The 26,816-nt window shown below is 34.2% G+C and carries 20 protein-coding genes; 6 read left to right on the top strand and 14 right to left on the bottom strand.

All coding sequences use genetic code 11. The annotated features are described in order from the left end of the window. Nucleotides 1-147 precede the first annotated feature (147 nt). From BLT80_RS18015 to BLT80_RS18040, 6 genes are all read left to right on the top strand, one after another. The gene (locus BLT80_RS18015) at nt 148-1,110 is read left to right on the top strand and encodes a T9SS type A sorting domain-containing protein (protein ID WP_092470602.1); all 963 of its coding nucleotides are present in this window, start codon (nt 148-150) and stop codon (nt 1,108-1,110) included. 92 nt (nt 1,111-1,202) lie between these two features. After that, nucleotides 1,203-2,627 carry an L-serine ammonia-lyase gene (locus BLT80_RS18020; protein ID WP_092470604.1) on the top strand — a complete coding sequence of 475 codons (1,425 nt, stop codon included), beginning with the start codon at nt 1,203-1,205 and terminating at the stop codon, nt 2,625-2,627. 16 nt (nt 2,628-2,643) lie between these two features. Next, nucleotides 2,644-3,807, top strand: a complete 1,164-nt coding sequence (locus BLT80_RS18025; RefSeq protein ID WP_139181103.1) for an SH3 domain-containing protein — start codon at nt 2,644-2,646, stop codon at nt 3,805-3,807. 229 nt (nt 3,808-4,036) lie between these two features. Continuing rightward, complete coding sequence (gene panB / locus BLT80_RS18030; protein WP_092470608.1) at nt 4,037-4,855, top strand: 3-methyl-2-oxobutanoate hydroxymethyltransferase; 819 nt, start codon at nt 4,037-4,039, stop codon at nt 4,853-4,855. Nucleotides 4,856-5,025: 170 nt separating this feature from the next. Next, nucleotides 5,026-5,376 carry a four helix bundle protein gene (locus tag BLT80_RS18035; RefSeq protein ID WP_092470610.1) on the top strand — a complete coding sequence of 117 codons (351 nt, stop codon included), beginning with the start codon at nt 5,026-5,028 and terminating at the stop codon, nt 5,374-5,376. A 31-nt stretch (nt 5,377-5,407) separates the two neighbouring features. Continuing rightward, the gene (locus BLT80_RS18040; RefSeq protein WP_092470612.1) at nt 5,408-6,109 is read left to right on the top strand and encodes an RluA family pseudouridine synthase; all 702 of its coding nucleotides are present in this window, start codon (nt 5,408-5,410) and stop codon (nt 6,107-6,109) included. On the opposite strand, the gene BLT80_RS18045 is transcribed toward BLT80_RS18040, so the two are convergent. The 14 genes from BLT80_RS18045 to ade all read right to left on the bottom strand — a co-directional run bounded on the left by BLT80_RS18045 (nt 6,106) and on the right by ade (nt 26,749). Beyond that, complete coding sequence (locus tag BLT80_RS18045) at nt 6,106-6,906, bottom strand: sensor histidine kinase (protein WP_092470614.1); 801 nt, start codon at nt 6,904-6,906, stop codon at nt 6,106-6,108. The genes BLT80_RS18040 and BLT80_RS18045 overlap by 4 nt on opposite strands. Next, nucleotides 6,888-7,565 (bottom strand): hypothetical protein, encoded by a 678-nt coding sequence (locus tag BLT80_RS18050; RefSeq protein WP_092470616.1) that lies wholly within the window; start codon nt 7,563-7,565, stop codon nt 6,888-6,890. The genes BLT80_RS18045 and BLT80_RS18050 overlap by 19 nt, the downstream gene beginning before the upstream one ends. A 10-nt stretch (nt 7,566-7,575) precedes the next feature. Next, on the bottom strand, nt 7,576-8,088 hold the full coding sequence (locus tag BLT80_RS18055) for a hypothetical protein (protein ID WP_092470618.1): 513 nt from the start codon (nt 8,086-8,088) through the stop codon (nt 7,576-7,578). Nucleotides 8,089-8,175: 87 nt separating this feature from the next. After that, nucleotides 8,176-9,024, bottom strand: a complete 849-nt coding sequence (locus BLT80_RS18060; protein WP_092470620.1) for a 5-oxoprolinase subunit C family protein — start codon at nt 9,022-9,024, stop codon at nt 8,176-8,178. Continuing rightward, nucleotides 9,017-9,748, bottom strand: a complete 732-nt coding sequence (gene pxpB, locus BLT80_RS18065) for a 5-oxoprolinase subunit PxpB (RefSeq protein WP_092470623.1) — start codon at nt 9,746-9,748, stop codon at nt 9,017-9,019. Before pxpB ends, BLT80_RS18060 begins: the two co-directional genes overlap by 8 nt. 5 nt (nt 9,749-9,753) lie before the next feature. Then, nucleotides 9,754-10,497: a 5-oxoprolinase subunit PxpA gene (gene pxpA, locus BLT80_RS18070; RefSeq protein WP_092470625.1), complete on the bottom strand. Its 744-nt coding sequence runs from the start codon at nt 10,495-10,497 to the stop codon at nt 9,754-9,756. Between the two features lies 1 nt (nt 10,498). Next, nucleotides 10,499-11,722 carry an Nramp family divalent metal transporter gene (locus BLT80_RS18075; protein ID WP_092470627.1) on the bottom strand — a complete coding sequence of 408 codons (1,224 nt, stop codon included), beginning with the start codon at nt 11,720-11,722 and terminating at the stop codon, nt 10,499-10,501. Continuing rightward, nucleotides 11,719-12,837, bottom strand: a complete 1,119-nt coding sequence (locus BLT80_RS18080) for a DUF2891 domain-containing protein (RefSeq protein ID WP_092470629.1) — start codon at nt 12,835-12,837, stop codon at nt 11,719-11,721. The genes BLT80_RS18075 and BLT80_RS18080 overlap by 4 nt, the downstream gene beginning before the upstream one ends. Nucleotides 12,838-12,974: 137 nt before the next feature. Beyond that, nucleotides 12,975-14,513, bottom strand: coding sequence for a YifB family Mg chelatase-like AAA ATPase (locus BLT80_RS18085; RefSeq protein WP_092470631.1), 1,539 nt, complete (start codon nt 14,511-14,513; stop codon nt 12,975-12,977). Nucleotides 14,514-14,610: 97 nt separating this feature from the next. Then, on the bottom strand, nt 14,611-18,186 hold the full coding sequence (locus tag BLT80_RS18090) for a T9SS type A sorting domain-containing protein (protein WP_092470633.1): 3,576 nt from the start codon (nt 18,184-18,186) through the stop codon (nt 14,611-14,613). Between the two features lie 278 nt (nt 18,187-18,464). Beyond that, on the bottom strand, nt 18,465-21,989 hold the full coding sequence (locus tag BLT80_RS18095) for a T9SS type A sorting domain-containing protein (protein WP_092470635.1): 3,525 nt from the start codon (nt 21,987-21,989) through the stop codon (nt 18,465-18,467). A gap of 26 nt (nt 21,990-22,015) precedes the next feature. Continuing rightward, complete coding sequence (locus BLT80_RS18100) at nt 22,016-22,984, bottom strand: YheT family hydrolase (RefSeq protein ID WP_092470637.1); 969 nt, start codon at nt 22,982-22,984, stop codon at nt 22,016-22,018. A gap of 165 nt (nt 22,985-23,149) precedes the next feature. Further along, nucleotides 23,150-25,039 (bottom strand): CocE/NonD family hydrolase, encoded by a 1,890-nt coding sequence (locus BLT80_RS18105; RefSeq protein WP_092470639.1) that lies wholly within the window; start codon nt 25,037-25,039, stop codon nt 23,150-23,152. Nucleotides 25,040-25,126: 87 nt separating this feature from the next. Then, entirely contained in the window at nt 25,127-26,749 is a 1,623-nt protein-coding gene (gene ade / locus BLT80_RS18110) for an adenine deaminase (protein ID WP_092470641.1), read from the bottom strand. Nucleotides 26,750-26,816 lie beyond the last annotated feature (67 nt).

The following is a 26,816-nucleotide window of genomic DNA, read 5'->3' on the forward strand; positions in this document are numbered from 1 at the left end:
TCAAGCTTTTTTTTTGTCATTTTTTAAATTATTCGCAATAGTATATGATATATTTTCAAGAATTTTTCTATTAAAAGTTAAAAATAACTTTTTTTATTAATTTAATTATATATATTGAAACCCCTATTAATCAATACATTAAAAAAAATGAACAAAACTACTTTAAATTTGGTCTTAACATTTATATGCTTATGCTTTTTAAGTGTGACTTATGCTCAAGAAAATAATGCTATAGCTTGTGCTGATGGAATCGATAATGACGGTGATGGATTAATTGATTGTGCAGATGACGATTGCCTGGATTTTTCAGATAATGCATGCGAAATATGTACTGATGGTATCACATTTGCCGATGTGGTGATTGAATATCAATCTGGTTGTACATTTATAGACCCAGAACCAAATGGCTCACTTGGAATTAGTGATTACGATGGTAGCCTTGAAGATTCACCAACATTTGTTGCTTTAGGACAAGGTGGTTTCATTAAACTCGGATTTACTGATAACCTTTTAAGTAATTCGGGTACGGATGATATCGATGTTTGGGTTTTTGAAATAGGACCTAATGTAGAACCTATTAAATTAGCAATACGCCCAGTAGATAGCTATACTGAAACACAACTTATTGAACAAGGTATTCCTGACGAAGATTCGGATGGGTTTTATGAAATTGGTGAAATCGGAGGATCAACTAACGGCATTGATATAGATAATATCTTAGTTGGATACGCTCAAGGTAGTTTAAAATTTGACGCCATTGAGATTAAAGATATTCCAGATGGAACCTGTGGAGGAACAACTCCTGGTGCCGATATAGATGCCGTATGCGCTTTATTTTCGCTCCCTTTAAATACTCAAGACTTTCTCTTTGATGCTATTTCAGTAAATGTTCATCCTAATCCTTTTTCCGATAATGTTACTATTCAATATAACACTTCTATAGTTGATCCTGTTTTATTTGAAATTTATAATACCCATGGTCAACGCCTATTAAATGGATCTATAAAAAACAACGAAAAACTAAGTTTAAACAACTTACAATCAGGCTTGTATTATTTATCGTTAACAACCAATTCACAAACCATTACTAAAAAGATTCTAAAAATGTAATATCGCTTTCATAAAGATATAGCAAAGGCTGTTTTTTACTTTTTTCTTCATGCGTATAATGTATCTTTGTTGCTAACACTAATAGTAATTTAATGGAGTGTATTTCAGTTTTCGACATGCTAAAAATTGGTGTAGGACCATCGAGTTCTCATACTTTAGGACCTTGGCGAGCAGCAGAACGTTGGATAAAAGAACTAAAAGCAAAAAATCGTTTTGATAAGGTTGAAAAAATCACCATAGATCTTTACGGTTCTTTATCCTTAACCGGAAAAGGACATGCCACAGATTTTGCTGTAATTTTAGGCTTAACTGGTGCGGACCCTGAACGTATGCCTATAGAGGATATCGATACAATTATTACCGATGTTAAGACAAATCAGGTTTTAAACTTTAATAATGAAAGAGCGATTCCTTTCGATTTTAAAACTAATATCGTTTTTAACCGAAAATCGTTACCATTTCATTCCAACGGAATGATTTTTACAGCACTAATTAACGGTAGAAATTATAAATCGACCTACTACTCTATTGGTGGTGGATTTGTGGTACAAGAAGAACGAAAAGTATCTAAAGCTAATAAAATAATCTTCTATTGCACATTTCCTTATCCTATTGCCTACGGAGAAGAGTTACTTAAGTTTTGTGACCAATTACAATTACCTATTTCTGGTGTGGTTTTAGAAAATGAAAAATCCATAAGAGATGAAGCTTCTATTGATTTTGAATTAAAACGAATTTGGAATACCATGCTAGAATGCATGTACACAGGTTGCCATACCGAAGGTAATTTACCTGGTGGATTAAACGTAAGACGACGTGCTTTTGACATGCACAAAAATATTATAGGAGATAATACTTATGAAAACCCACAAGAATGGCTCGAGACTATTAGAAAAACGGAAGTTAAATTCCGCCAGATTTTAAAATGGGTCAGTTGTTTTGCTTTAGCGGTTAACGAAGTTAATGCCTCTTTGGGACGTGTAGTTACTGCACCAACAAACGGAAGTGCAGGTGTTATTCCATCTGTATTAATGTATTATTTGGTGATTGAAAATCACGATGCCGACTTTGAACACATTAAAAGATTCTTATTAGTTGCCAGTGAAATTGGTAGTATCTTTAAAAAGAACGCCACTATCAGTGCAGCAATGGGAGGCTGCCAAGCAGAAATTGGAGTGTCGTCTGCAATGGCAGCCGGTGCCTTAACTGAATTATTAGGAGGCACACCAGAACAAGTTTTAGTTGCGGCAGAAATAGCGATGGAGCATCATTTAGGACTAACTTGTGACCCTATTGGTGGCTTAGTTCAAATACCATGTATTGAACGTAATTCTATGGGAGCAATCAAAGCTATTAATGCGGCAGAACTAGCTTTAGAAACAGATCCTAAAAATGTAAAAGTTCCACTTGATAAAGTAGTACAAACTATGTGGGAAACCGCAAAAGACATGAGCTCTAAATATAAAGAAACCTCTGAAGGTGGATTAGCTGTTGGTGTGAATCTTACAGACTGTTAGACTCATGAGGTTAAAAATGCTTTTTATATTTCTTTTTGTTTCAATGGTGATTCAGGCGCAAAATCACAAATATATAAACGCTGATACACGCCTTTACAATGAAGCGACTACGAATGATGGCTTCAAGGGATATTTTAAAGTCAATGCACGCGTTGAAGTCCTTTCTACACAAACAAGTGATTGGGTTTTTGTAAAAGCAGATAATGACAACACAGGTTATGTGCAATCAAAATACCTTTCAGTTAAGTACAATTCAAATCAAAATATTGTAGAAGATAGTGACAATCCCATTTTAAATGGTGACAACTATTACGGTGGACATCATTTATTTGTGACTGTGGCCTCTTTAAGAGCGCGAGGTGAACCAAATTTATCAGGAGAAATTCGAACCATTTTAACTATGGGAGAACCTGTGCGAGTAAAGTATATACCTGTTGAAAAAGATGCATGGGTAAATATCTCTGATAACCGCTACATTCAAAGAAAATATCTTAATGAACGTCCTAGTTATGATGCTTTAGCTTTGTCTTACGCTAGTATAGAAAAAAGCAATACTAATGAGCGACTTAAGATTGCCGAACGGTTAGTTGAGTTAGCTTGGAATAGCGGCTACACTTATCTAAAATCTGCTTATCTTGTTTTACTAGATGTCGCCACAGATACAAATAATACAGCGTTGATAAAGTCTACACAAATGTATTTGACTTTAGCTGATGGTTTAGAACACCCATTACCATCTGAAATGGTTACCAGCTTTATAGAAGATGCCAGTTTCAAAATAAAAGGAGTACAAATTAACAAGCAAATGGCAGACTTAAATACTGTTATTGACACTTACGGACAACCTATTAAAATGGAAAACATAAGTGATGAATGCGGAGTGTATTATAGTTCTACATTTTACCATTATAAAAACATGACATTATCTGTTAATCCTGAAGAAAACTTGGCAGAAATTGTCGATATTATTTTAGATGAAAACAGCGTTTTTATTATGAACGAAAACTCTATTATAGACCATACCATAATTGAAACTGAATTCATAAAATTATATTCTAAGTATATACGCACTAGCATACAAGATCTTCACACCTATACTATTTTCAATGATTATGGCGGCTATAACATCGTTTTCAAAAACGGGAAGATCTATAGTGTTACTGTTTTCAACCTTTGTTAATATCCTAGTATCTTTCAAATACATAATTCCCCAATGGTCTACAATCTGCAATAGCGGAAAAGAATAATACCACAATGACTTATTTTTACATAAGACTAAAATTTACAGGTGGCCCAAATATTTACCATGTCTAGTTTGCAACTAATTACAGATTTGGCAGTATTTGTGTCCTAGATTGATAATTATTTTAGCAAATCTCTTTACTTTTACATCAACTAATATAAACACAATGTCAACAGCAAAAAAAGAATACAAAAGAATCACGGTTAAGACTTTAGTCGATATGAAGTCTAAAGGTGAAAAAATATCAATGCTTACTGCTTATGATTACACCATGGCTAAAATTGTTGATGGAGCTGGTATTGATGTTATTTTAGTTGGTGATTCTGCCAGTAATGTTATGGCCGGACATGAAACCACGTTACCAATCACATTAGATCAAATGATTTACCATGCCTCTTCTGTCGTTAGAGCAATTGAACGCTCTTTGGTGGTGGTTGATTTACCTTTTGGTAGTTACCAAAGTGATCCTAAAGAAGCGTTGCGTTCTGCCATTAGAATAATGAAAGAATCAGGTGGGCATGCTGTGAAGATGGAAGGCGGAAAAGAAGTAAAAGAATCTATAAAGCGTATTTTAAATGCAGGTATACCAGTAATGGGACATTTAGGATTAACTCCTCAATCTATATATAAATTCGGAACCTATACGGTAAGAGCTAAAGAAGAACAAGAAGCTCAGCAATTAAAAGAAGATGCTTTAATGCTAGAAAAAGCGGGTTGTTTTGGAATTGTATTAGAAAAAATACCTGCAGCATTAGCAAAAGAAGTTGCCGAAAGTGTATCTATTCCAGTCATTGGTATTGGAGCTGGTGCTGGTGTTGACGGTCAGGTTTTAGTATTACATGATATGCTTGGTATGACGCACGAATTTAACCCACGTTTTTTACGTCGTTATATGAATCTTTATGAAGAAATGACTAATGCTATAGGTCAGTATGTCACTGATGTAAAGTCTGAAGACTTTCCGAATGATGAAGAGCAATATTAAACTGGATTGTTGGATTGTTAGATTGTTAGATTGTTAGATTGTTAGATTGTTAGATTGTTAGATTGTTAGATTGTTAGATTGTTAGATTGTTAGATAAGTTTATTAAATTGAGGTTATTACCAAAAAATTAAATATTAGGAAATTACTTATTCATTAATAATTCAAAGACAATGCATCGATTTAAAGATTTAGAAATTTGGAAAAAAAGCAGGTTATTTTGCACTTCAATTTACGAAATCACTTCTAAGTTCCCTGATTCTGAAAAATTTGGACTCACCAACCAATTAAGAAGAGCTTCTGTGTCTATACCTTCTAATATTGCAGAAGGCTCTTCAAGAAGTTCGAATAAAGATTTCTCGAGATTTCTTCAAATTACCCTTGGCTCTGCATATGAAATCGAAACACAATTATTAATTGCATTTGATTTGAAATTTATAAATAATCAAGAACTAAACGATCTACTAAAAGAACTTGAATCAATTATTAAAATGACCTCAAAATTTAAATCTACACTTAATTAAATCCAAAGATCTAAAAATCGAATAATCTAAAATGTCGAAAAAAATCCTTTCCAACAAAAACAATCTACAGGTTATCCATGAAGACAATCACATCATAGTCGTTAACAAACGTGCTGGTGATATTGTACAAGGCGATAAAACAGGCGATAAACCTTTGAGTGAAGTGGTTAAATCGCATTTAAAGGACAAATACAATAAGGATGGTAATGTTTACTTAGGGGTTGTGCATCGCTTAGACCGACCGACCACTGGCATTGTAATGTTTGCAAAAACCAGTAAAGCTTTACCTCGATTAAATAAATTATTCGCAGAAAAAACAGCTAAAAAAACATATTGGGCTTTGGTGAAGAATCAGCCACCTAAAACAAATGATACACTAGTTCATTGGCTAAAAAAGAATCCAAAAAATAATAAGTCTACAGCGTATATTAAAGAAATTGACGCTAGTAAAAAAGCTATTTTACATTATAAAGTCATCCAAAAACTTGATAATTTCTTTTTATTAGAAATTGACTTAGAAACAGGAAGACATCATCAGATTCGCGTGCAATTAGCCTCAATTGGTTGTCCTATAAAAGGCGATTTAAAATACGGGTTTGATCGCAGTAACAAAGATGCTAGCATTAGTTTACATGCTAGAACCTTAACATTTATGCATCCTGTAAAAAAAGAAAAAGTTTTCGTCACTGCACCTTTACCCAATGATCCACTTTGGGATGCTTGCAATACTTAAATTTCTCTATAAGGGTATTTCAAATTAAGTATGGTGCCTTGTTCTAGTTGAGATTCTAATTGAAGTGTCGCATTCAATAATTCTGCTCTTTTTTCTATATTAATAAGTCCAGATCCTTTTTCGGCGTTACCAACGTCAAAACCTTTACCATCATCTTCCACTTTAATATTTAAGAATTGTGCTTCGTAATCTAAAGACACTAATAATTGTTCAGCTTCAGCATACTTTAAAGTATTTGAAAAAAATTCTTGAAGAATCCTAAATAGAATAATTTCATCTTTTTTGTTCTCGAAATTCACCTTCTGGCCTGTTATTGACACGTGAGACTCAATAAGTCCTGATTTATTTAGACGCGCGACTTCATTTTTAACTGTAGCTTCAAAACCTAAATTAAAAATAACATCGCTATTTAATGACCTTGAAATAGCTCTAACTTCTTCTAGAGATTCCTTTAAGGCAACGGCCGCATTATCGACTTTAGTTTTCATTTCGTCTTTTACGATACTTGCTGCTGCAGTCATTTGCATTGTTGCTAAGACTAACCTTTGACCAACGTTATCATGCAATTCTCTACCTATATGTTTTAAGGTTTCTTCTTGTATCTCTTGTTGAGTCTTTATAAGTTCTTCATCAAATTTTTGCTGTTGTTTTATTTTGTCTCTTAGTAATTGATTTTTACGTTTTTGAAAAACCACAAAAAACAAAATAATTGTAGCAGCAATTATAACCATAACAACTATCGAATACGTTAAAATGGTTAAATCTAAAATCTCTTTTTCTACTGTTCTTTCCCCCATAAAAATCCTATTATAAAACAACCATACATGTATACATTTGCAAATATTATTATAGTTGATCTAATACTGATGACATTTGGATATATTTTTTTATAATATGGCATGTAAAAAATCATAGGAGGATAAATAAGCCACCATAATAATATACCAATACTAATATAAAACAGGGTTGATTTATAAAAGATTAATATATTATCACTCAACAATAACTCATAAAAATAAATAGACACACAGATAAAAACTGAAAACGTTGTCCAAATAAAATTATATTTTAAAATGTTAACAAAGAATAGTGATTTTCCTAAATAAAAATTAAAAGGCACAACTAAAATAGACACAACGATTAATAACGTTAATATTCTTCTACGCTTCTGATTTTTTATAAATCCTCTATAAAAAAAAACATAAAAAAACATCGAACCAGTAACGTAAAGATTAAATAACCACGAGTTAGTTTCAAAACGAGTTCCTTTTAAAAATTTTAAAAACTCTATTTTATCAATAAAACTAGTGTAGGAACCTAAAGCATCCACACAAACCGTAATTACCAAGAAATAAACAAATGGTCTTAATTTAGAGTTTCTATTTTTTATTAAGAAATAAAACCCTGAAAATGCAGCTATTAGTTCTAAAGAGCTGGTAATTATAGCATCAAGCATATTCTATTTCTTACTGAGGGTAATTAGCTCTTGGTGGTTTACCATGAGTTCCTAAATTTAATCCGTCAGAATTCGTTAAATCATTACCTCCTTCATCTTGTAGAGAGAAGAAACTTCCTTCAGATATATTCTCATAGCCTGTAGGAACAAAAAACAACGTAGTTAAACCCTTCTCACCATTAGCATCTGGATAAGCACCCAAATACAAGCGTAATCCGTCCATTACATGACTATTGTCATTAGCTTGTTTTTTTGCATAGGTCAAATAGTTTTCAATATCTTCTAACTTATACCAAGTTGATCTATTATCTTCCGCTTTAGTATTCTTAAAAAGGGAATCATTGATAATACGGTATCTTTCATTATAAGCTTGACTAAGCTCCTTTATTTTAGTAGGTGAAATAATGCCGGAAGGCGGCTTAGTTGGAGAACTATCCATCTTATTTACATCATTACAGCAATAAAAGTACATCGCTAAAGCTCCCAAGATAATTCCCAAAATAAGCAATCCAAAATTTTTCATAATCAATGGTTGGTTTTGTTAATAGTGACCGTAAATTATTGATTTTATTTAACATATAAAATTTAAATCAATCGTTTTCGTATAGGATTAATCTTGTAGTCTGATTTTTAGATTATTACCTGTAGTCTTCTGACTTAGAATGTTTATCGATTTTTCAGTTAATTGAAGGACTCTAGGATAACCACCTGTGGTTTGGCAATCGCGCATTAAAACAATGAGTTGCCCTGATGGAGTAAGTTGTACAGTTCCCGGTAAAACGGGAGAGGTTAATATCGGTTTTAAATCATTTTCCACCAATGGCTGAAGCTGATAAGCCATACGATTGTTATATTTTGAAACTTCAAACGTGGTATTTAAAAGTAAATCCCTTTTGTCATTAGAGAGTTTATCAAATTCCGGACCTTTCAGAACTTCTAAAGTACCCCCATTTAAATAAGACGCATCAAACTTTAACTTTGCATTTTTTGGAAGTATTAAGTTTGAAGACTTCATTGTTTCTAACCAGTCATCTTTCTGGATTCGGAAATCATCTGTAATTCCTTTCAGCATACTTCTACTTCCCAAAACCGTCTCGGTTAAAAAGCCACCTTTTGCCGCCATATAAGCTCTAAAACCAAACTCTAGGCGTCCAAAACTAATTATATCACCATTATGAACAATAATGGATTTGAACATCGCAATCGCCTTACTATTTAACTTCGGATCCATATTAGCACCAGTAATAGCAATTGTGGTCGATTTTAGAAATAACAAATCAGCTCCGGTCATGGTCATTTCCAAAACCGCAGCCGCTTTATCATTTCCAACAAGCTCATTTGCAAATTGACTAGAGTATGAATCCATAGCGCCTGAGATAGGCACACCGAAACTGCGATGACCTAATCTCCCTTGATCTTGAATCGTGGAATAGAATCCTGGTTTTATAACCTTAATCATTTAATAATAACGTTTTGAAATCAAACTTTGGATTATTGATTTCGGACTTCATCTTTTGATGATCTAATTTCGAAATTGGATGAAATTTCACCCTATCACCTGCCGTAATAAAACATGGTGGATTGTGTTTAGGATTGAATAATTCGATGGGTGAATTTCCAATAATATGCCAACCACCAGGACTGTCTTGTGGGTAGATTCCGGTTTGTTTTCCACCTATGCCAATGGACCCTTTTTTTATGTTGAGATTTGGAGTTATTTTTCGATCTAAATACAGATCAGAATTGAGTCCTCCTAAGTACAAAAAACCAGGTAAAAAGCCTATAAAAAAAACCGTATAAATCGTATTTGAATGCAAGCTTATAATGACTTCTTTTGATCGCTTTATTTCTTTAGCATAACAATCTAAATCCATAGCAAATTCACCCTCATAGCAAACCGGGATTCTAAAGGTTTTGGATTCTATTTGTTCTACATTACTTTGGCTTGAGTATAGTTCTTTTAAGTCTACAAACACATCATTGACATTATCAATAGTGAACTTATAAATAATTAATATTGAGTGGTATGCCGAAATCACCTCAACAACTTCTTTAATTAATTTATTTTCAACTTTTTCTTTAAAAAATAAAATATCTTCAAGTATATTTTCATCAATAATCGCTGGCCATTCCACCAAAACAGAATGCTCATTATACTGCGAATACTGAAGCTGAAAACTCATAATTATTATTGAATTTTAATATTATTTTTGACCAAATTATTGGATAAATATTTCAAAATTTCAAGTGCATTTTCTGTGTCTCCATGCACACAAACTGTCGATGCTTTTATAGGCACTTTTACTCCATTTACGGACGTCACTTTTTGATGTTTTACCATGCTCAAAACATGACTCAAAACAGCTTCTTTTTCATGTAAAATGGCATTACTATTTTCCCTAGAAACTAGAGATAAATCATCGTTGTAATTTCGATCTGCAAAGGCTTCAAACTTCACTGTAATATTTTCAGTTTTTGCCACTTCAGCTAATACCGAATTAAAAGGAGCATATAATTTAATTGGAGACGAAAGGCTCTTTATAACTTCGATAATAACTCGTGCTGTATTTTCATCTTTAGCAGCCAAATTATATAATGCGCCATGAGGTTTTATATGGTATAAATAAGCACCTTCATCATATAAAACAGCTTGTAAAGCACTAACCTGATGCCTTAAGCTCGCATACAAATCTGAAGCCGAGAGCTGCATAATTTCTCTTCCAAAATTCAATGTATCAGGAAACGATGGATGTGCTCCAATTTTTACATTATACTTTTTTGCAAATCGAACTACCGTTTTCATGCTTTCTAAATCACCAGCATGTCCACCACAAGCTATATTACAAGAGGACAACAAAGGCATCAAATCCGTTTCATTACCGATACCCTCACCAACATCTGCATTAATATCTACACTGAACACCTTTTCCATTTTATATCAGATTAAAAACGCTCAAAATTCCTTTCACTCCTAAAAAGATTGTAATGACTAAAATAATGCCCCCTAAAACATTCTGTAACTTCGAATTTACATAAGATCCTAAGACAGATGATTTATTCATTACCCACAATAAAAATCCAGCTATAACAGGCAATAACAAGCCATTAGCCACTTGCGCAAATTTTATAATTTCAATAGATTTAAATCCAATACTCGAAAACACAACTCCCAATACCACAATCACCATCCAAACCGATTTAAATTTTTTAGATTTCAAATCCGCTTCCCAACCCAAACAACCACTAGTTACAAATGCCGCAGCCAAAGGTGCTGTAATCGCACTTGTAATTCCTGCAGCGAACAAACCAATAGCCAAAAAGTATTTTGCAAAACTTCCGAATAATGGCTCTAAGCCCAACGCCAAGTCTGATGTATTTGTAATGGATTGTTTTTGAATAGCGGATGCCGCAATAATGATACACATGGATACCGTTCCGCCTAAAATTACAGCAACCAAAGTATCCTTCTTTGCTATTGGCAAATCACTCTTTGACTTCCATTTGGTTTTAGCTAAAGACGCATGCAGAAAGAGATTGTACGGCACCACAGTTGTTCCGATTAAGGCTATAATTGTTAAAATACTACCTTCTGGTGCGACTGGAATCACTATTGCTTTTAGAATTTCTAAAAGATTGGGTTTTGTGAGAATTGCTGTTGTTATAAAAGCAAAACTCATCAGAATCACTAAGAACACAAAGGTTTTTTCTAATACTTTGTAATTCCCGATATAAAGCAAAACAAAGGCAATAGCACCAATAATTAAACTCATAATGTTGAGTTTAAGTTGACCTATTTCCCAAACCACATTCCCAACAATCGCTTCCATCCCTAAAGCGCCACCACTAATGTTCCCTGCTTCATAGGCCGCATTCCCAATAACGATTGCACTAATAATTAGTAATACAGCAATGCCTTTTACAATTGGATGTTTTATTTCTTCTCTAATAATTTCAGACAGGCCTTTTTGCGATACGATTCCTAATCGCGCCGCCATCTCTTGTAATATAACAGTCGCAAAAATAGATAAAGCCATTGCCCACAATAATGCGAAACCAAAATTGACTCCTGCCAACGTGCAAACCGTCACAGTTCCCGGACCAATAAAAGCAGCTGCAACTAAAGGTCCCGGCCCAATATTTTTAAAGAATTCCGTCATTCTTTATCTATCGAATTTAGAGCATAAATAGCAAAACTCCCTAACCAATGTCCACCTTCATAACTATCACCAACAATACTAGGTAATGAATAATTAATATGTGCATTGGCTACATTTTGAAGGTGTTTATATTCTGGTAAATCCTTAGCGATATAATTAAGACTCCATGCTCTTGAAAAGTTAACTCCATCAAGATGCACCAGTTTTCCATCAGTTCTATCTGAGACTTCACCGACTGCGATATCAAAATCATCATTACTAAGCTCTGGCATAAAATCGTTTACCCAAACTTTAAACTCCGCTACAGACAACACACGCTTCATTAAAGCCGCCTCCTCTAAGCATGGTGATAGAAAATCGAAACCACTCGGCTCCCATTCTATAGAACAATCTTGATCATCTTCATAGAAATCTTTCGCTCTTCGTTCTATCAATGTTTTTAACTCTATATGCTCAACAGCCACAGCATAATCATAAGCGAAACTCAATCCAAAAGCTGTATTTGGGTGCTCTCCTACTCTAATTGGGTAATTGAGCTTCGGTAAAAACTCTAAGTATTTTTCAATAATTATATTCGTTAATGGCAAAAGATTAGCTTCTAATCGTCTCGCCACATCACTATCCCAAGTGTGTAATTCTTCTGCTAACTTTAATAACCAAGCCCAACCATAGGTCCGCTCAAAAGATTTATTATACTGACCATCAAAGTATAGCAATTCTTGCTCTATGTTTTCTTTAGATATATTCTGAAGTAATTTCTGCCCAATCTCAGCTCTATTTTCCAGATCAGGAAATTGCTTTAATAACGACACCAAACTCCAATGCCCATGAACTGCAGAATGCCAATCGAAACAGCCATAAAATGCAGGATGTAATTCTTGTGGTGTTTTTAAATCTGAAGCATCCCCAATGGTTTGCCCTAGTTTATTTGGGTATTCTGTATTAATACAATGTAATGGTAATTGCGCCAAATGATTGGCCTGAATTAGACTTAGAGATGGTGTTCCTGCTATTTCTTCGGTCTCTAAAGCAGATTTAGTGGTGTTTTGATGCTCTTTTGTGTCACCACAACTTAATGCTAATAGAATTAATGAAAGTATGTATAGTTTGTTCATGTTTTGTTGTATTAAAAATATGGCTTTTGTGAGGATGGATGCTTCTCAGGCTAAAATAAAAAATATTTGACTGTAGTTGTCGCTTAAAATGACTTACTGGCTTATTAAATAGAGATTCCTGCATCCGCAGGAATTAACTACCCTAACCAACCCTCTCTATCTAAACTTCGATATTGAATAGCTTCGCTAATATGAGCACCCAAAACATCATCAGCACCTTCTAAATCAGCGATTGTTCTCCCTACTTTCAAAATCCTATCATAAGCTCTGGCTGATAAATTTAAACGCTCCATTGCTGATTTCAATAACTGCATGGAAGCCTCATCTAATTTACAATACTTCCGTATTTGTTTTGTATTCATTTGCGCATTGTAATGAATATTCGGTAAATCTTTAAAACGTTCCGTTTGGCGTTCTCTAGCTTTAGTCACGCGTTTTCTAATCTCAACAGAAGACTCACCGTTTCTTTCATCTGCTAATTTTTCAAAAGGCACCGGAGTCACTTCTATATGAATATCAATACGATCTAATAAGGGTCCTGAGATTTTCCCCATATAACGTTGCATTTCCGCAGGCGATGATGTTATCGGCGAATCTGGATCGTTAAAATAACCACTTGGACTCGGGTTCATACTAGCCACTAGCATAAAAGATGATGGATACGTGACTGTAAATTTCGCTCTAGAAATGGTGACTTCTCGATCCTCCAAAGGCTGACGCATAACTTCTAGAACTTCGCGTTTAAACTCTGGTAATTCATCTAAGAATAAAACTCCGTTATGAGATAAGGAGATTTCACCAGGTTGCGGGTAACTTCCGCCGCCTACGAGCGCAACATTCGATATCGTATGGTGAGGACTCCTAAACGGACGTTGTGCCATTAAACCCGTATGTTCTTTTACTCTACCAACAACCGAATGTATTTTGGTTGTCTCCAAAGCCTCATGCAATGTCATTGGAGGCAAAATACTTGGCAAACGCTTTGCTAGCATAGTTTTTCCTGAACCCGGAGGACCAATTAATATAATATTATGACCACCTGCTGCCGCGATTTCCATACAACGTTTTATAGACTCTTGGCCTTTTACATCTGCAAAATCAAACTCAGGAAAATCTAATTTATTATAAAATTCTTCTCTTGTATTTATTATGGTTTGCTCTAGAGGTTCGCCTTTATCGAAGTGATTAATGACCTGCATGATGTTTTCGACACCAAAAACTTGTAAATCATCAACGATGGCAGCTTCTTTTGCATTTTGAATAGGCAATATAAAACCTTTAAATCCTGCTTCTCTTGCTTTTACAGCCATTGGCAAAGCACCTTTAAAAGGCTGTAAACTTCCATCCAAAGACAATTCTCCCATTATGAGATAATCGTCTAAATTTTCTGCTTTAATTTGATTTGTTGCTGCTAATATTCCTAATGCCAAGGTTAAATCATAAGCAGATCCCTCTTTCCGTAAATCGGCAGGGGCCATGTTGATGGTGATCTTTTTCCCTGGAATTCGGTAACCATTATTCTGAAGCGCAGCTGCAATACGATAATTGCTTTCTTTAATGGCATTATCTGGAAGTCCAACTAAATGGTAACCAACGCCAATATCTACATTTACCTCAACCGTAATAACAGAAGCTTCAACACCAAAAACGGCACTTGCAAAAACTTTTTTAAGCATGAATGATTAGTTTTCTTAAATGTAAGAAAACCAATGCAATAAAAAAACCTTTCAAAATTTAATCTTGAAAGGTTTTAACTGTAACGTATTGATTGCTTTAGTTTTTGATGAATTTTTTAGTTGATTCTGTATCTCCAGAGTCAACTTTAATAAAATACACTCCTTCTAAGAAACTTGAAATATCTAAACTATATTCTAAATTAGAGATATCTATTGAATTTAAAACGCGCCCATTAATATCTATTATAGTTAATTTATCAATAACTTGATTTGACACTACTTTTAATACATTTTGACCAGGATTAGGAAACACCTGAATAGATTGCACATTAAACTCATTGACACTTAAAGGCGCTACAATTTCTGTGTTTACCGTATTTGTTATTATTGCAGGATTAAAATCGAAGAATATATCTGCTATTCCACTTATAACATCTCCAATAGCAACATCACTTTTAGGTTTTATTTTGAAGGCTATATAACCATGAGAATTAGGCTCATCAGTTGTACTATCTGGTAAATAGATGCTATTAAATATAAAACTAACATTAGTTTCGTTAACTATTTCAACTCTACCTGTATGACTTAAGCTTTCTAATTGCATGGTTGTCCAATCTAATTTATCATCCAACACATGTTCAACTCTTACCTTAATAGCACTAGCTGTTCCTGTATTTTGAAAACGAATTAAATAATGCAAATACTTATTTGCTTCTTCTATAGAAATTTCATCACCCTCTAAAACTGTAATGTCATTTGGGTCGTAAGAACCAATAACCGTTTGCTCTAAAGTAAATACATTATCTCCTTCGGTTTCATCGCCAGAAACAGGATTAACTGTCGCTATTGCAACAAGCTCATCATCTATATTAGTTGTTGGTGGAGGAAACACATTAAAACTTAAGTCAATAGTTCTTGTTTCAAAAGGATTTAGGTCTGTAAAATCGAATGTTAATATGTTTGTTGTTTGTGATGCTATAGTTTCACTTGCGTTAAGAAAATTTAATTTTGAATTATCAAACTCAAAAGAGACAGAACCACTTAATTGGGTTGTTCCTATATTACGATAAACCAACCTGTAACTTGTATCAAAGCCTGGTCTAGGCTCGTTAGTTGAAGGATATACACTAATATTTAAATCATTTTTATTCGCAATTGGTTCAATACAAAAATCTACGATATCTAAATAACCTATTCCTGTGAAATTTGAAGTATAAGAATTTGGATTAGATTCGTAATAAGTAGGCAATTGAGAAGTGACACTCGTTTCATATCCACCTTCATTAGGAAATAATTGATATAACCCCGTATGAGAGGTGAAATTTGCAACTGTTTCTGAGCCGCTTGTGCTAACAACCATCATATTAGCAAAAGGATAGCTTGAAATATCACAAGCTTCTTCTGATGGTTTTAATCTCACATAACCTCTTATTTGATTACGAACAATACCAAGGTTTTCGTGCCAAATTATATTACCATCATACCATGAAGCAGAGACCGGATCTAAATCACCATCACCATCTATATCACCAAAATGTAAAGCTCTAGAATTACTGCTTTGTTCAGATATAATCTGCTGGACTCCAAAGGTTCCTAAACCGTCAATGTTTTCATACCATGCCACACGGTTATTAGGTCCTGATCTTGCCATAACAACATCTAAATCCCCATCATTATCAAGATCTGCTAAATAGCATGTATCACCATATTGAGCATATATATCTGTAACCGTAATTGGGGGGCCAAAACCACCAAGCCCATCCAAATTCTCTAACCAAAAAATCCCCTGACCTTGAGACAACAATATATCTAAATCACCATCTAAATCAATATCACCTCCATATGCAGCCTGATAAGCACCTCCTTCATCATTTATTAAGATTTCTGGACCAAAACTACCTTGACCATCTAAATTTTTATACATACTTAGTTTTCTTTCATTCTCATTTACCAATAACGCATCCATATCTCCATCGTTATCAAAATCATAAGCACTTGAGAAAACTGCAGTATACTCTGATGATGATCTGATAATATTTTGAGCAATAAATGTCCCATTACCATCTGTATTCTCATACCATAAGGTATCACTAATTGATTCATCATTTCTTTTAGAAACCAGCAAATCAATATCACCATCTCCATCTAAATCACTACCTGTAATGGTTGTACCACCAACAACCACATCTTCTATAATATGTTGTGTAAATGAAGTCCCTAAGCCATCATCATTTTCATACCAAGCTAAACGCGTTTGGGCCATATTTGCAACATCCAAATCACCATCTCCGTCAATATCTACCGCTATTATATTATTTTGATATGCATAAGCCACGATTCCAGGATCATCTGTAATAACAATTTGAGCACTAAAATAGCCTTGACCATCTAAATTTTTAAACCAAACGAGTTCTTTATCGCCTTTAGAGGTTGCTAATATATCATTATCGCCATCACCATCCATATCTGCAACATATACAGCTTCAGGACTTTCAGGAAAATCATTTGTATTTATGCCGGAATTAAAATTACCAAAACCGTCATTGTTTTCATACCATTCAATTTTCTGTTCAGTAGAAGATGTAGCCAGTATATCTATATCACCATCATTATCCATGTCATCTGCACTTACATGTCTAAATATAGTTGAAGTTGTAATAATATGTTCTACCGAAAAATCACCTAAACCATTTGTGTTTTCGCGCCAAAACATCGTAGAATCACTTGGAGAGAAAATGAGCAAATCTAAATCTGTATCGCCATCTAAATCCACAACCTCAATGGATCCGCCATAAGAAGCAGTTGATGACACTATTATTTGCGGCAACCCAAAAGTCCCTATACCATCAGTGTTTTTATACCATGAAATGGTTTTATCCGCTCCAAAGGCACCTGACCCAGATACAACATCGATATCACCATCACCATCTAAGTCACCCGAACTTATAGCATTGGCTCTATCAAGATTTTCAATAATTTGCTGACTTCCAAAATTACCCAAACCATCTAAATTTTCATACCAAGCTATCTTATCATCATTAACTGAAGCAGATAAAACATCATGATCTCCATCTCCATCGATATCCACGATATCAATAGCATAAATATTCTCTGTAAGTAATGTAATATCTTTAATAGAACTAAAAATTGCCTGTCCACCTATATTTTCATACCAACCTATTTTACTATCACCAGCACTAGCAACTACAAGGTCCTGATCTCCATCACCATCGAGATCTGCAGATTTAACACTAACAGGATAATTAATGTTAGTATCTATCATGATTGCAGAACTAAAATTACCATTACCATCTAAATTCCTGTACCATGTTAGTCGGTCTGCAGAACCAGAAACAGCCACAACATCAATATCTCCATTACCATCCATATCTGTAACTTCAATAGCTAATACATCTATGGCAGACGTTGTTAAGAACCGCAACCTGAATGTTCCTTGTCCGTCAATATTTTCATGTATTGTAATAGTGTCATCTGAAGTAGAAGCTGAAACAATATCCAAATCACCATCTCCATCAATATCTGCAGAGAGCGCCATTTTAGCACCAATTGGAGCATAAGTATCGCTAGAAATTAAATGATCTTGAAACCCAATCTGCCCAAAACCAAATTGTAAGCAAAAAACTAAACTAACCGTAATGTAAGACTGTTTCATATATCTAAAACTATAATCCGTAAATTAACTCTTATTATATCTATTCGCAAAATCCAATACACGTTTTTAGTTATAATACACATTCCCTTTCCCAATAAATACAACATGTCCACCATATTTTGGCATTTCTAAAAACAGATTTTGATTTTTGCTTTGATGCTTTAACAGGATAACATTATCCCATAAAAAAGCCTTTCAAAATTTAATTTTGAAAGGCTTTCTTTTTAAGTATGAAATTCTTCGACGCCGAATATATTTGGAATGCTCTTAATACTTATTTAATTTTTTATAAACTTCTTAGTCGATTTTGATTCTCCAAATTGAATTTCCAAGAAATAAACTCCTTTGGTTAGGTTTGAAACATCTAAATCGTAGTTTAAATTAGATAGCTTAATTTCTTTCAATAGTCTACCATTAATATCAATAATAGTAAGCTTATCAATAATTTGATTAGATGTAATTTCTAATTTATTTTTTACAGGATTTGGAAACACCTGAATAGCTTGTGCATTAAACTGATCTACACTTAAAGATTCTACAATTTCCGTACTTACTGTATTTGTTATTATTGCAGGATTAAAATCGAAGAATATATCTGCTGTTCCACTTATGATGTCTCCAACTTCTACATCACTTTTAGGCTTTATTTTGTAAGCGATGTAACCGTGAGAATTAGGTTCATCATTTGTACTGTCTGCTAAGTTGATATTATTGAATATAAAACTCACATCAGTTTCGTTAAAAATTTCTACACGACCTGTATGACTTAAACTTTCTAACTGCATAGTGGTCCAATCTAATTTATCATCTAGGACATTTTCTACTCTTACATTGATAGCGCTCGCTGTACCTGTATTTTGAAAACGGATTAAATAATGTAAATATTTGTCTGCTTCTTCAATAGTTATTTCTTCCCCTTCTAAAACTGTGATGTCGTTGGGATCGTAAGAACCAATAACGGTTTGCTCTAAAGTGAATACATTATCCTCTTCGGTTTCGTCACCTGAAACAGGGTTTATGGTTGCCGTTGCCACAAGCTCATCATCTATGTTGGTGATTGGTGGAGCAAAAACGTTGAACTCTAAATCTATGGTTCTTGTTTCAAAAGGATTTAAGTCTGTAAAATCAAAAGTTAGTGTATTTGTTGTTTGTGATGCTATAGTTTCATTTGCACTTAGGAAATTTAATTTTGAATCATCAAACTCAAAAGTTACTGAACCGCTTAGTTGTATTGTTCCAACGTTTTTATATACTATTTGATAAGTTGTATCAAAACCAGGTCTTGGATCATCTAGTGATGGATATATACTAACCGTTAAATCATTTAACAAAACTGTAGGTTCCGCACAAAAATCTACTATATCTAAATCACCAAGACTTGTAAAATCTGATGTGGCTGACAGTGGACTTATATTATAAAAATCTGGTAATCCACCAATTACAGATGTCGTATAAGTACCTTCATTTGGAAACAACCTATAAACACCATTAGAAAAGCTAAATGTCGATAAACTATTAGTCCCGTCTGTGGTTTCAATTAAAATATTACTTAATGATAAATCGCTATCATCACATCCATTAGCATTGACATCAATTCTGATTTCTCCTCTTATTTCATTCGTAGCATTCAAATTCTCGTACCAAGTTATTTTTAAATCGTCCTCTGTAGAGGATAGAACGTCCATATTAGAATCACCATCAATATCTACAGCATAGGCGCACAATCCATCATTCGTTATTGATGTAATTAATTGTTCTTCAGCAAAGTTCCCTAATCCGTTAATATTTTCAAACCAAGCTAACTTTGTTCCAGAAATGTAAAGCACATCTTCATCACCATCCTTATCTATATCATTAGCATGAACTTTTTTTGGTCCATCTGCATTCATAGTAATAATTTGCTCTGTACTAAAACTACCTTCACTATCTAGATTTTCAAACCAAGCTATTTTATCATCATAAGTTGAGGCAAACAATATATCTTTATCTCCATCACCATCAATATCACTTGCATATACAGATGCAGCTCCATTAGCATCTGTTGTTAATATTTGTTCAGCACCAAAATCCCCATTGCCATTTGCATTTTCGTACCAAGCAATCTTATCATCTCCTCTAGACGCTGATATGACATCCATATCTCCGTCTCCATCTAAATCCGCAGCATAAACATCTTTTGCATCGTCTGCATTCGATGATATGGCTTGCTGAGAACCAAAATTACCATTACCATTCAGGTTTTCATACCAACCTATCCTATCATTAAGTCTAGATGATGATAACACATCCATATCTCCATCTCCATCTATATCTATAGAGACAACCGAAGTTACTGCTTGGGCACTACTATTTATAATTTGTGCTTCTCCAAAACTACCATTACCATCTTCATTTTCGTACCAACCTATTTTACTAATTCCTGAAAAAATAATATCATTATCACCATCATTATCAATATCTGTTGCATAGACAGATTCTGGACTACTAACATTAGTGGCTACAATAATCCTTTCACTGTAACTTCCCTCTCCATCCATATTTTCATACCAAGCAATGATATTATCTTCCCTTGTTCCTGAAATAACGTCTAAATCACTATCTCCATCAATATCAATGGCAAAAACAGATATTGCTTTAGCCGTTGCAGGAGCCATAAGTCGTTGCTCCCCAAAAATACTTTGAGCATTATCATATTTATACCATGCCATTTTATTATCGAAATGCGATGCCGACAAAACATCTACAAAGCCATCGCCATCTAAATCACCAGCACCAACATACACAGGACCATTTACTTTTGTACTAACGTTATTTTGCTCTCCAAAGTCACCTAGTCCATTTTCATTTTCGTACCACGCAATTACAGAATTCGCTCCATTGGTTGAAGCTATTGCAATATCTTGATCACCATCATTATCAAAATCTGAACAGGTTAAATGTTGTACTGAACCCATACTTATTTGTATTTGCTGTACCTCATTAAAAGTCCCTAAGCCATCTACATTTTTGTACCAAACCAAATAATTAGGGCCAGAATTTGAACCAGTTACAACATCTACATTACCATCACCATCTACATCTGTTGCATAAATAGAATAAACACTTGGTACTGTAGAAATTATTTGTTGTGCGCCAAAAGTCCCAAGACCATCTGTGTTTTCGTACCAAGCCACTTTATCATCGTAACGAGATACCGAAAACACATCCATATCATTATCATTATCTATATCAGCCGCAAAAACTGCGGATGCACCATCCACGGCGATGCTAATAGTTAATTGCGGACCAAATGTACCTTGACCATCAGTGTTTTCATACCAGCTCACAATATCGCCCGATATTGAGGCCGAAATAATGTCTATATCTCCGTCTCCATCTAAGTCGGCTGGATGAAGAAAATCTGAACCATTAGTTATCACTTGCTGGAGAGTAAAATTTCCTAAACCGTCAGAATTCTTAAAAAAATTAATAGAATTATTATAACTAGCTGCCAACACATCAATATCTCCATCTCCATCAAAATCCGCTGAGCAAAGCGCTTTAAGATAACCGAGACTGTTAGAAATTATTTGTTGATCTTCAAAGGTTCCATTACCATCACTATTTTCATACCAAGCAAGTTTTTCATCTTGTGATGATATTGAAAAAATATCTAAATCGCCGTCTCCATCTATATCAGCACTATTTAAATATTGAGGTGAATGTGCAGCAGGCTCAATTATGAGATGCTCCTGAAATTCAACCTGCCCAAAACCAAACTGCAAACAAAAAACTAAAATAATTGTTGTGTAAAACTGTTTCATATATCTATAAATCTCTAGTCGGAAAATTAACGCTTTTTAACATTACTAACAAACTCCAAAGCACGCTGTTCATTATAATAAACATTCCCCCTCCCAATAAATCCGACATGCCCTCCATATTTAGGCATTTCTAAAAAGACATTTGAATTCTGTTTTGCTTCTTTTACTGGATAACATTCTGCAGATAAAAAAGAATCATTAAGTGCATTAATAATTAAAGACGGTACTTTAATATTTGGCAGAAATTGCAAGCAACTAGCCTTGTCATAATAATCTAAAGCGTCTTTAAAACCATGTGCTTTTGAAGTGTAGACATCATCAAAGTCTATTAAAGTTTTAATTGAATCAAAATCTGCAACTGATATATTATTAGGGAATTGCTCTAATTTTGGTTTCAACTTATCTTTTAAATGCGCTAAGAATCGAATCGCGTAATGTTTATTTTTTAAACTTAATAATTCTCCACAAGAACCTTTTAAATCACAAGGTGTAGACACTGCAATAACCGACTTTAGTTCCGTTGGAAGTTCCCTTCCTTCACCCACATATTTCAAAACCATATTAGCACCTAAACTTATGCCTTTAATATAGATTTCATCATAAACTCCTTTTGACAACACATGCTTTACCGTAGCATCTAAATCCTCAGTTGCACCAGAGTGGTAACTACGAAACAAGAGATTAGGTTCACCACCACAACCTCTAAAATTAACGGCAACAGCATCGATACCATTGCTGTTAAAGTGTTTTGCTGCTCCTGTGATATAGGGTCGTTGCGCATTACCCTCTAATCCATGTAAAAGAATAATGATCTTATTCGATTTTTGTTTCGCGTAGCTCCAATCTAAATCTAAGAAGTCGGTATCTGGAAGCGGTATACGTTCTCTAGTCTGATCTACTCCATCAACTTTTCGAGCTAGTCCAGAAAAAACGGTTGACACAAAGCTTTTCTTAGCCCAGAATGGTGGTTTGTAGGTTGATTCTAATATTGGCATTCTTGTAATATTTCCTATTTATAGATTCATGTCAGTTCGAGTGTTCCGACTTTTTCGTCGGGATGTATCGAGAACTTTTTAAAGCATTAATTACTAAAGACTTCTCGATACAATTCCTCATGCTTCGAAATCACTCGAAGTGACCACTGCAATGTAATTGTTATATTATTTAAGCACAGTAAACTCTATAGACGAATCATTAAAAACTTTATGTGTTTGCTTTTGAAAATCCGCTTCCTTGGCTTCAAATATGTTATCGACATACGTCTGCGGATTTGCATCAATATAAGGAAAGAACGTACTCTGAACTTGCACCTGAATCTTATGTCCTTTTTTAAACGTATGAAATACATCTTGCAACTTTAGATTCACTTTTGTCTTTTCATTCGGCACAAAAGGCTCTGGTTTAGACATGCTGTTTCTAAAACGTCCTCTTAGGACTTCACTGCGCACCATCATGTGATAATTACTCAGTTTTAAATGATCTTGAACATCTTCTGTGTTTTCAGTATCTGCAGGAAAGACATCAATCACTTTTACAATCCAGTCTGCTGCTGTTCCTGTTGTTGAAACGTATAACTTTGTTAGAATATCTCCAGCAAGTGTAACGTCATCCTCCAAGACTTCAGTTTCAAAAGTTAATACATCTGGGCGTCTTGAGGCGAAACGCTGATCGTCTGTCATGAATTTTCTTGGAGTAAAACCAACTTTAATATCTTCCGTGTATGGCACTGGTTTTTTAGGATCACTAACAAATTCTGACGCTCCATACATTTTATTAGGTTGTTGTGTTAAACGCTCATAAGGCTGCATGTAATAACTTTCCTTCGTTGTATTTTCTGGAGGCCAAACGTCAAAGGATTGCCATTCTTTGGTGCCTGTATTAAAGAATTGTGCTTCAGGTAAATTAGTTTCTCCATCTGCCTCGCCTTTAAGGAAGTGATTAAAGAATTTGGTTTCAATATTTTTCTGAAAATGATCTGATATGCTATCTCCAAAATGAATATTCCCAACAACTTGTCTTTCGCTATTTCTAGCCCAATCTCCATGACTCCAAGGTCCAAAAACAACAGTATTATAATTATCGCTATTTTCTTCAATGCCTTTATACGTATTAAAAGGCCCATATAAATCTTCAGCATCAAACAAACCACCAACAATCATCGTCGCAGGCTTGATATCTTTTAAATGTTGAATAATCCCTCTACTCTTCCAAAACTCATCATAAGTAACATGTGTTTTTATTTGCTCCATAAACACATTAGTGCTGTCGTAGAATTTATTCAGTTTACTTAATGGCATGTGGTCTAAGAAAAACTGATGTTGATCTTCTGTTTCCATATCTGGAAATGCATACCAAGCTTCAGTTGTTGGCTCTTGTTTCATAGCTCCAAATAAAGCAGTTGCTCTCCAATAACTCAATAAAAACGCACCATTATGAATAAAATCATCGAAAAAGAAATCACTAATACAAGCTTGTGGAGACACCGCTTTTAAAGCCGGATGAGAATCCAATAAAGAATAGGTGGCATAAAAACCAGGATATGAAATGCCGTAAGTTCCAACATTTCCATTGTTGTTTTCAACATTATTTACCAACCATTCAATAGTATCATAAGTATCACTAGCTTCATCGATTTGAGTCCCTGTTTTATTAGGAATATAAGCACGCATATTATCATAAACACCTTCACTATTCCAACGCCCACGCACATCTTGATACACCATAATATTACCTTCTTCCATTAGGTATTTATTTGGCCCAATTTTAGATTTGAATTCATCTTCCCCATACGGTTGGCAACTGTAAGGCGTACGCATCATTAGCATCGGATAAGTCTTAGACGCATCTTTTGGCGAATAAATAGTGGTATGCAACTTAATTCCATCACGCATCGCTATCACCACCTCTTTCTTTGTATAATGGTCTTGTGGATTGTAAACCGTATCAACTGCAAGTTCCGAAACCTCTTTAACAGAAGATGTTTCAGTGGGTTTACAACTTGAAAGGGTTATAAAAATTAATAGGAAAAGCGTAATTCTTTGGAATATCATTGTAGTTAAATTTTGAAAAGTTTAAAGATAAGCAGTTAAAATTTTATACCTACAAGGTTTTTAAAACCTCGCAGGATAGATTGGATTTTAAGCGACTTCAACTGAAGTAAACTCGAACTTTCCTCCATCAAAAAGTCCTTTATCACTTAATTTTAATGCCGGAATCACCAATAAGGCCATAAACGATAAACTCATATAAGGTGCATGAAGCTTGCTTCCTAATTGTTTAGCCATTTTATCTAATTCGGAATATTGCTTTCCTATAACGTCAGCACTTTTATCACTCATAATCCCTGCTACAGGAAGTGCTACTACTTTTTCTTCTGAATCTGAAACTGCACAAATACCACCTTCATTTTCTATTAATAAGTTCACTGCTTTACAAATAGCCTCATCCGAAACACCAACAGCAATAATATTGTGTGAATCGTGACCAACAGAACTCGCAATGGCTCCTTCTTTTAGTCCATAGTTTTTAATGAATGCAATAGCTGGTGTATCATTTTGATAACGATTAACAACAACCATTTTTAATACATCTGTTTCTATATTAGACACTAGATTTCCATCCTCAATCGTTGAATCTTCAATAATTTCATTCGTTACTAATTCACCATCCAAACATTCAATTACTCTAATTTGTTTTGAATTTGATTCGAATCTAAAATCTGAAACTTGTTTTTTATCTGTGTTAAAATTGTTTAAATTTTCAAATTCAACATGTTTAATTTTTGACACTCCATTATCGGAAACCAATTCTCCATTAATATACGTTTGAAGCGTTTTAAAATCTTTTAAATCTTCTACAACAATACAATCGGCATCGTCACCAACATTCAATAAGCCAACATCTAAATTGTAGTGTTTTACAGGATTCACACAAGCAGCTTGTAATACTTTAAAGACATCAATATCTTTTGCAACGGCTCTTGCACAAACTTCATTTATATGTCCTAATAATAAATCATCTGGATGCTTATCATCACTACAAAACATCATATTTTCATAATGTTCGTCTAATAAATCTATAAGCGCATTAAAGTTTTTAGCAGCACTACCCTCTCTAATAATCACTTTCATGCCTTTTTGAAGTTTTTCTAAACCTTCATCATAAGTGAAACATTCATGGTCTGTAGAAATACCAGCCGAAATATATTTGGTTAAATCATCACCTCGTAATCCTGGCGCATGACCATCAACCGGTTTATTGTAATGTTTTGCCCATTCGATTTTCTTAAGCACTTCAGCATCATCATAAATGACTCCGGGATAATTCATCATTTCAGCCAAATACTTAATATCAGGATTCGCCATTAAGGTTTTAATATCATCCGAATCAATCACTGCTCCTGCAGATTCAAAACTCGTGGCTGGCACACAAGAAGGTGCTCCGAAATTGAATTTAAAAGGGGTTTTCTTTCCGTTTTCAATCATGAATTCCACACCCCTTACCCCGAGTACATTGGCAATTTCATGTGGGTCGGAAACGGTAGAAACGGTTCCGTGATTTACTGCAATCTTTGCAAATTCACTTGGCACTAACATTGAGCTTTCAATATGAATATGTGCATCTACAAAACCTGGTAAAATGAAATGATTTTCTTCACAATCCTTTTCTATGATAGATTCTATTTTACCATTTTTAATAGTCACTTCGCCTTTGTAGATGCTTCGATTCTGAATATCTACGATGTTTCCTTTTATTATCAAATTGTCTGTTTTATTTTATTATAAAATCACTTAAAGCTCAAAAACACAACCCACTTAAATAATTAAT

Source organism: Winogradskyella thalassocola, assembly GCF_900099995.1.
Taxonomy (GTDB): Bacteria; Bacteroidota; Bacteroidia; order Flavobacteriales; family Flavobacteriaceae; genus Winogradskyella; species Winogradskyella thalassocola.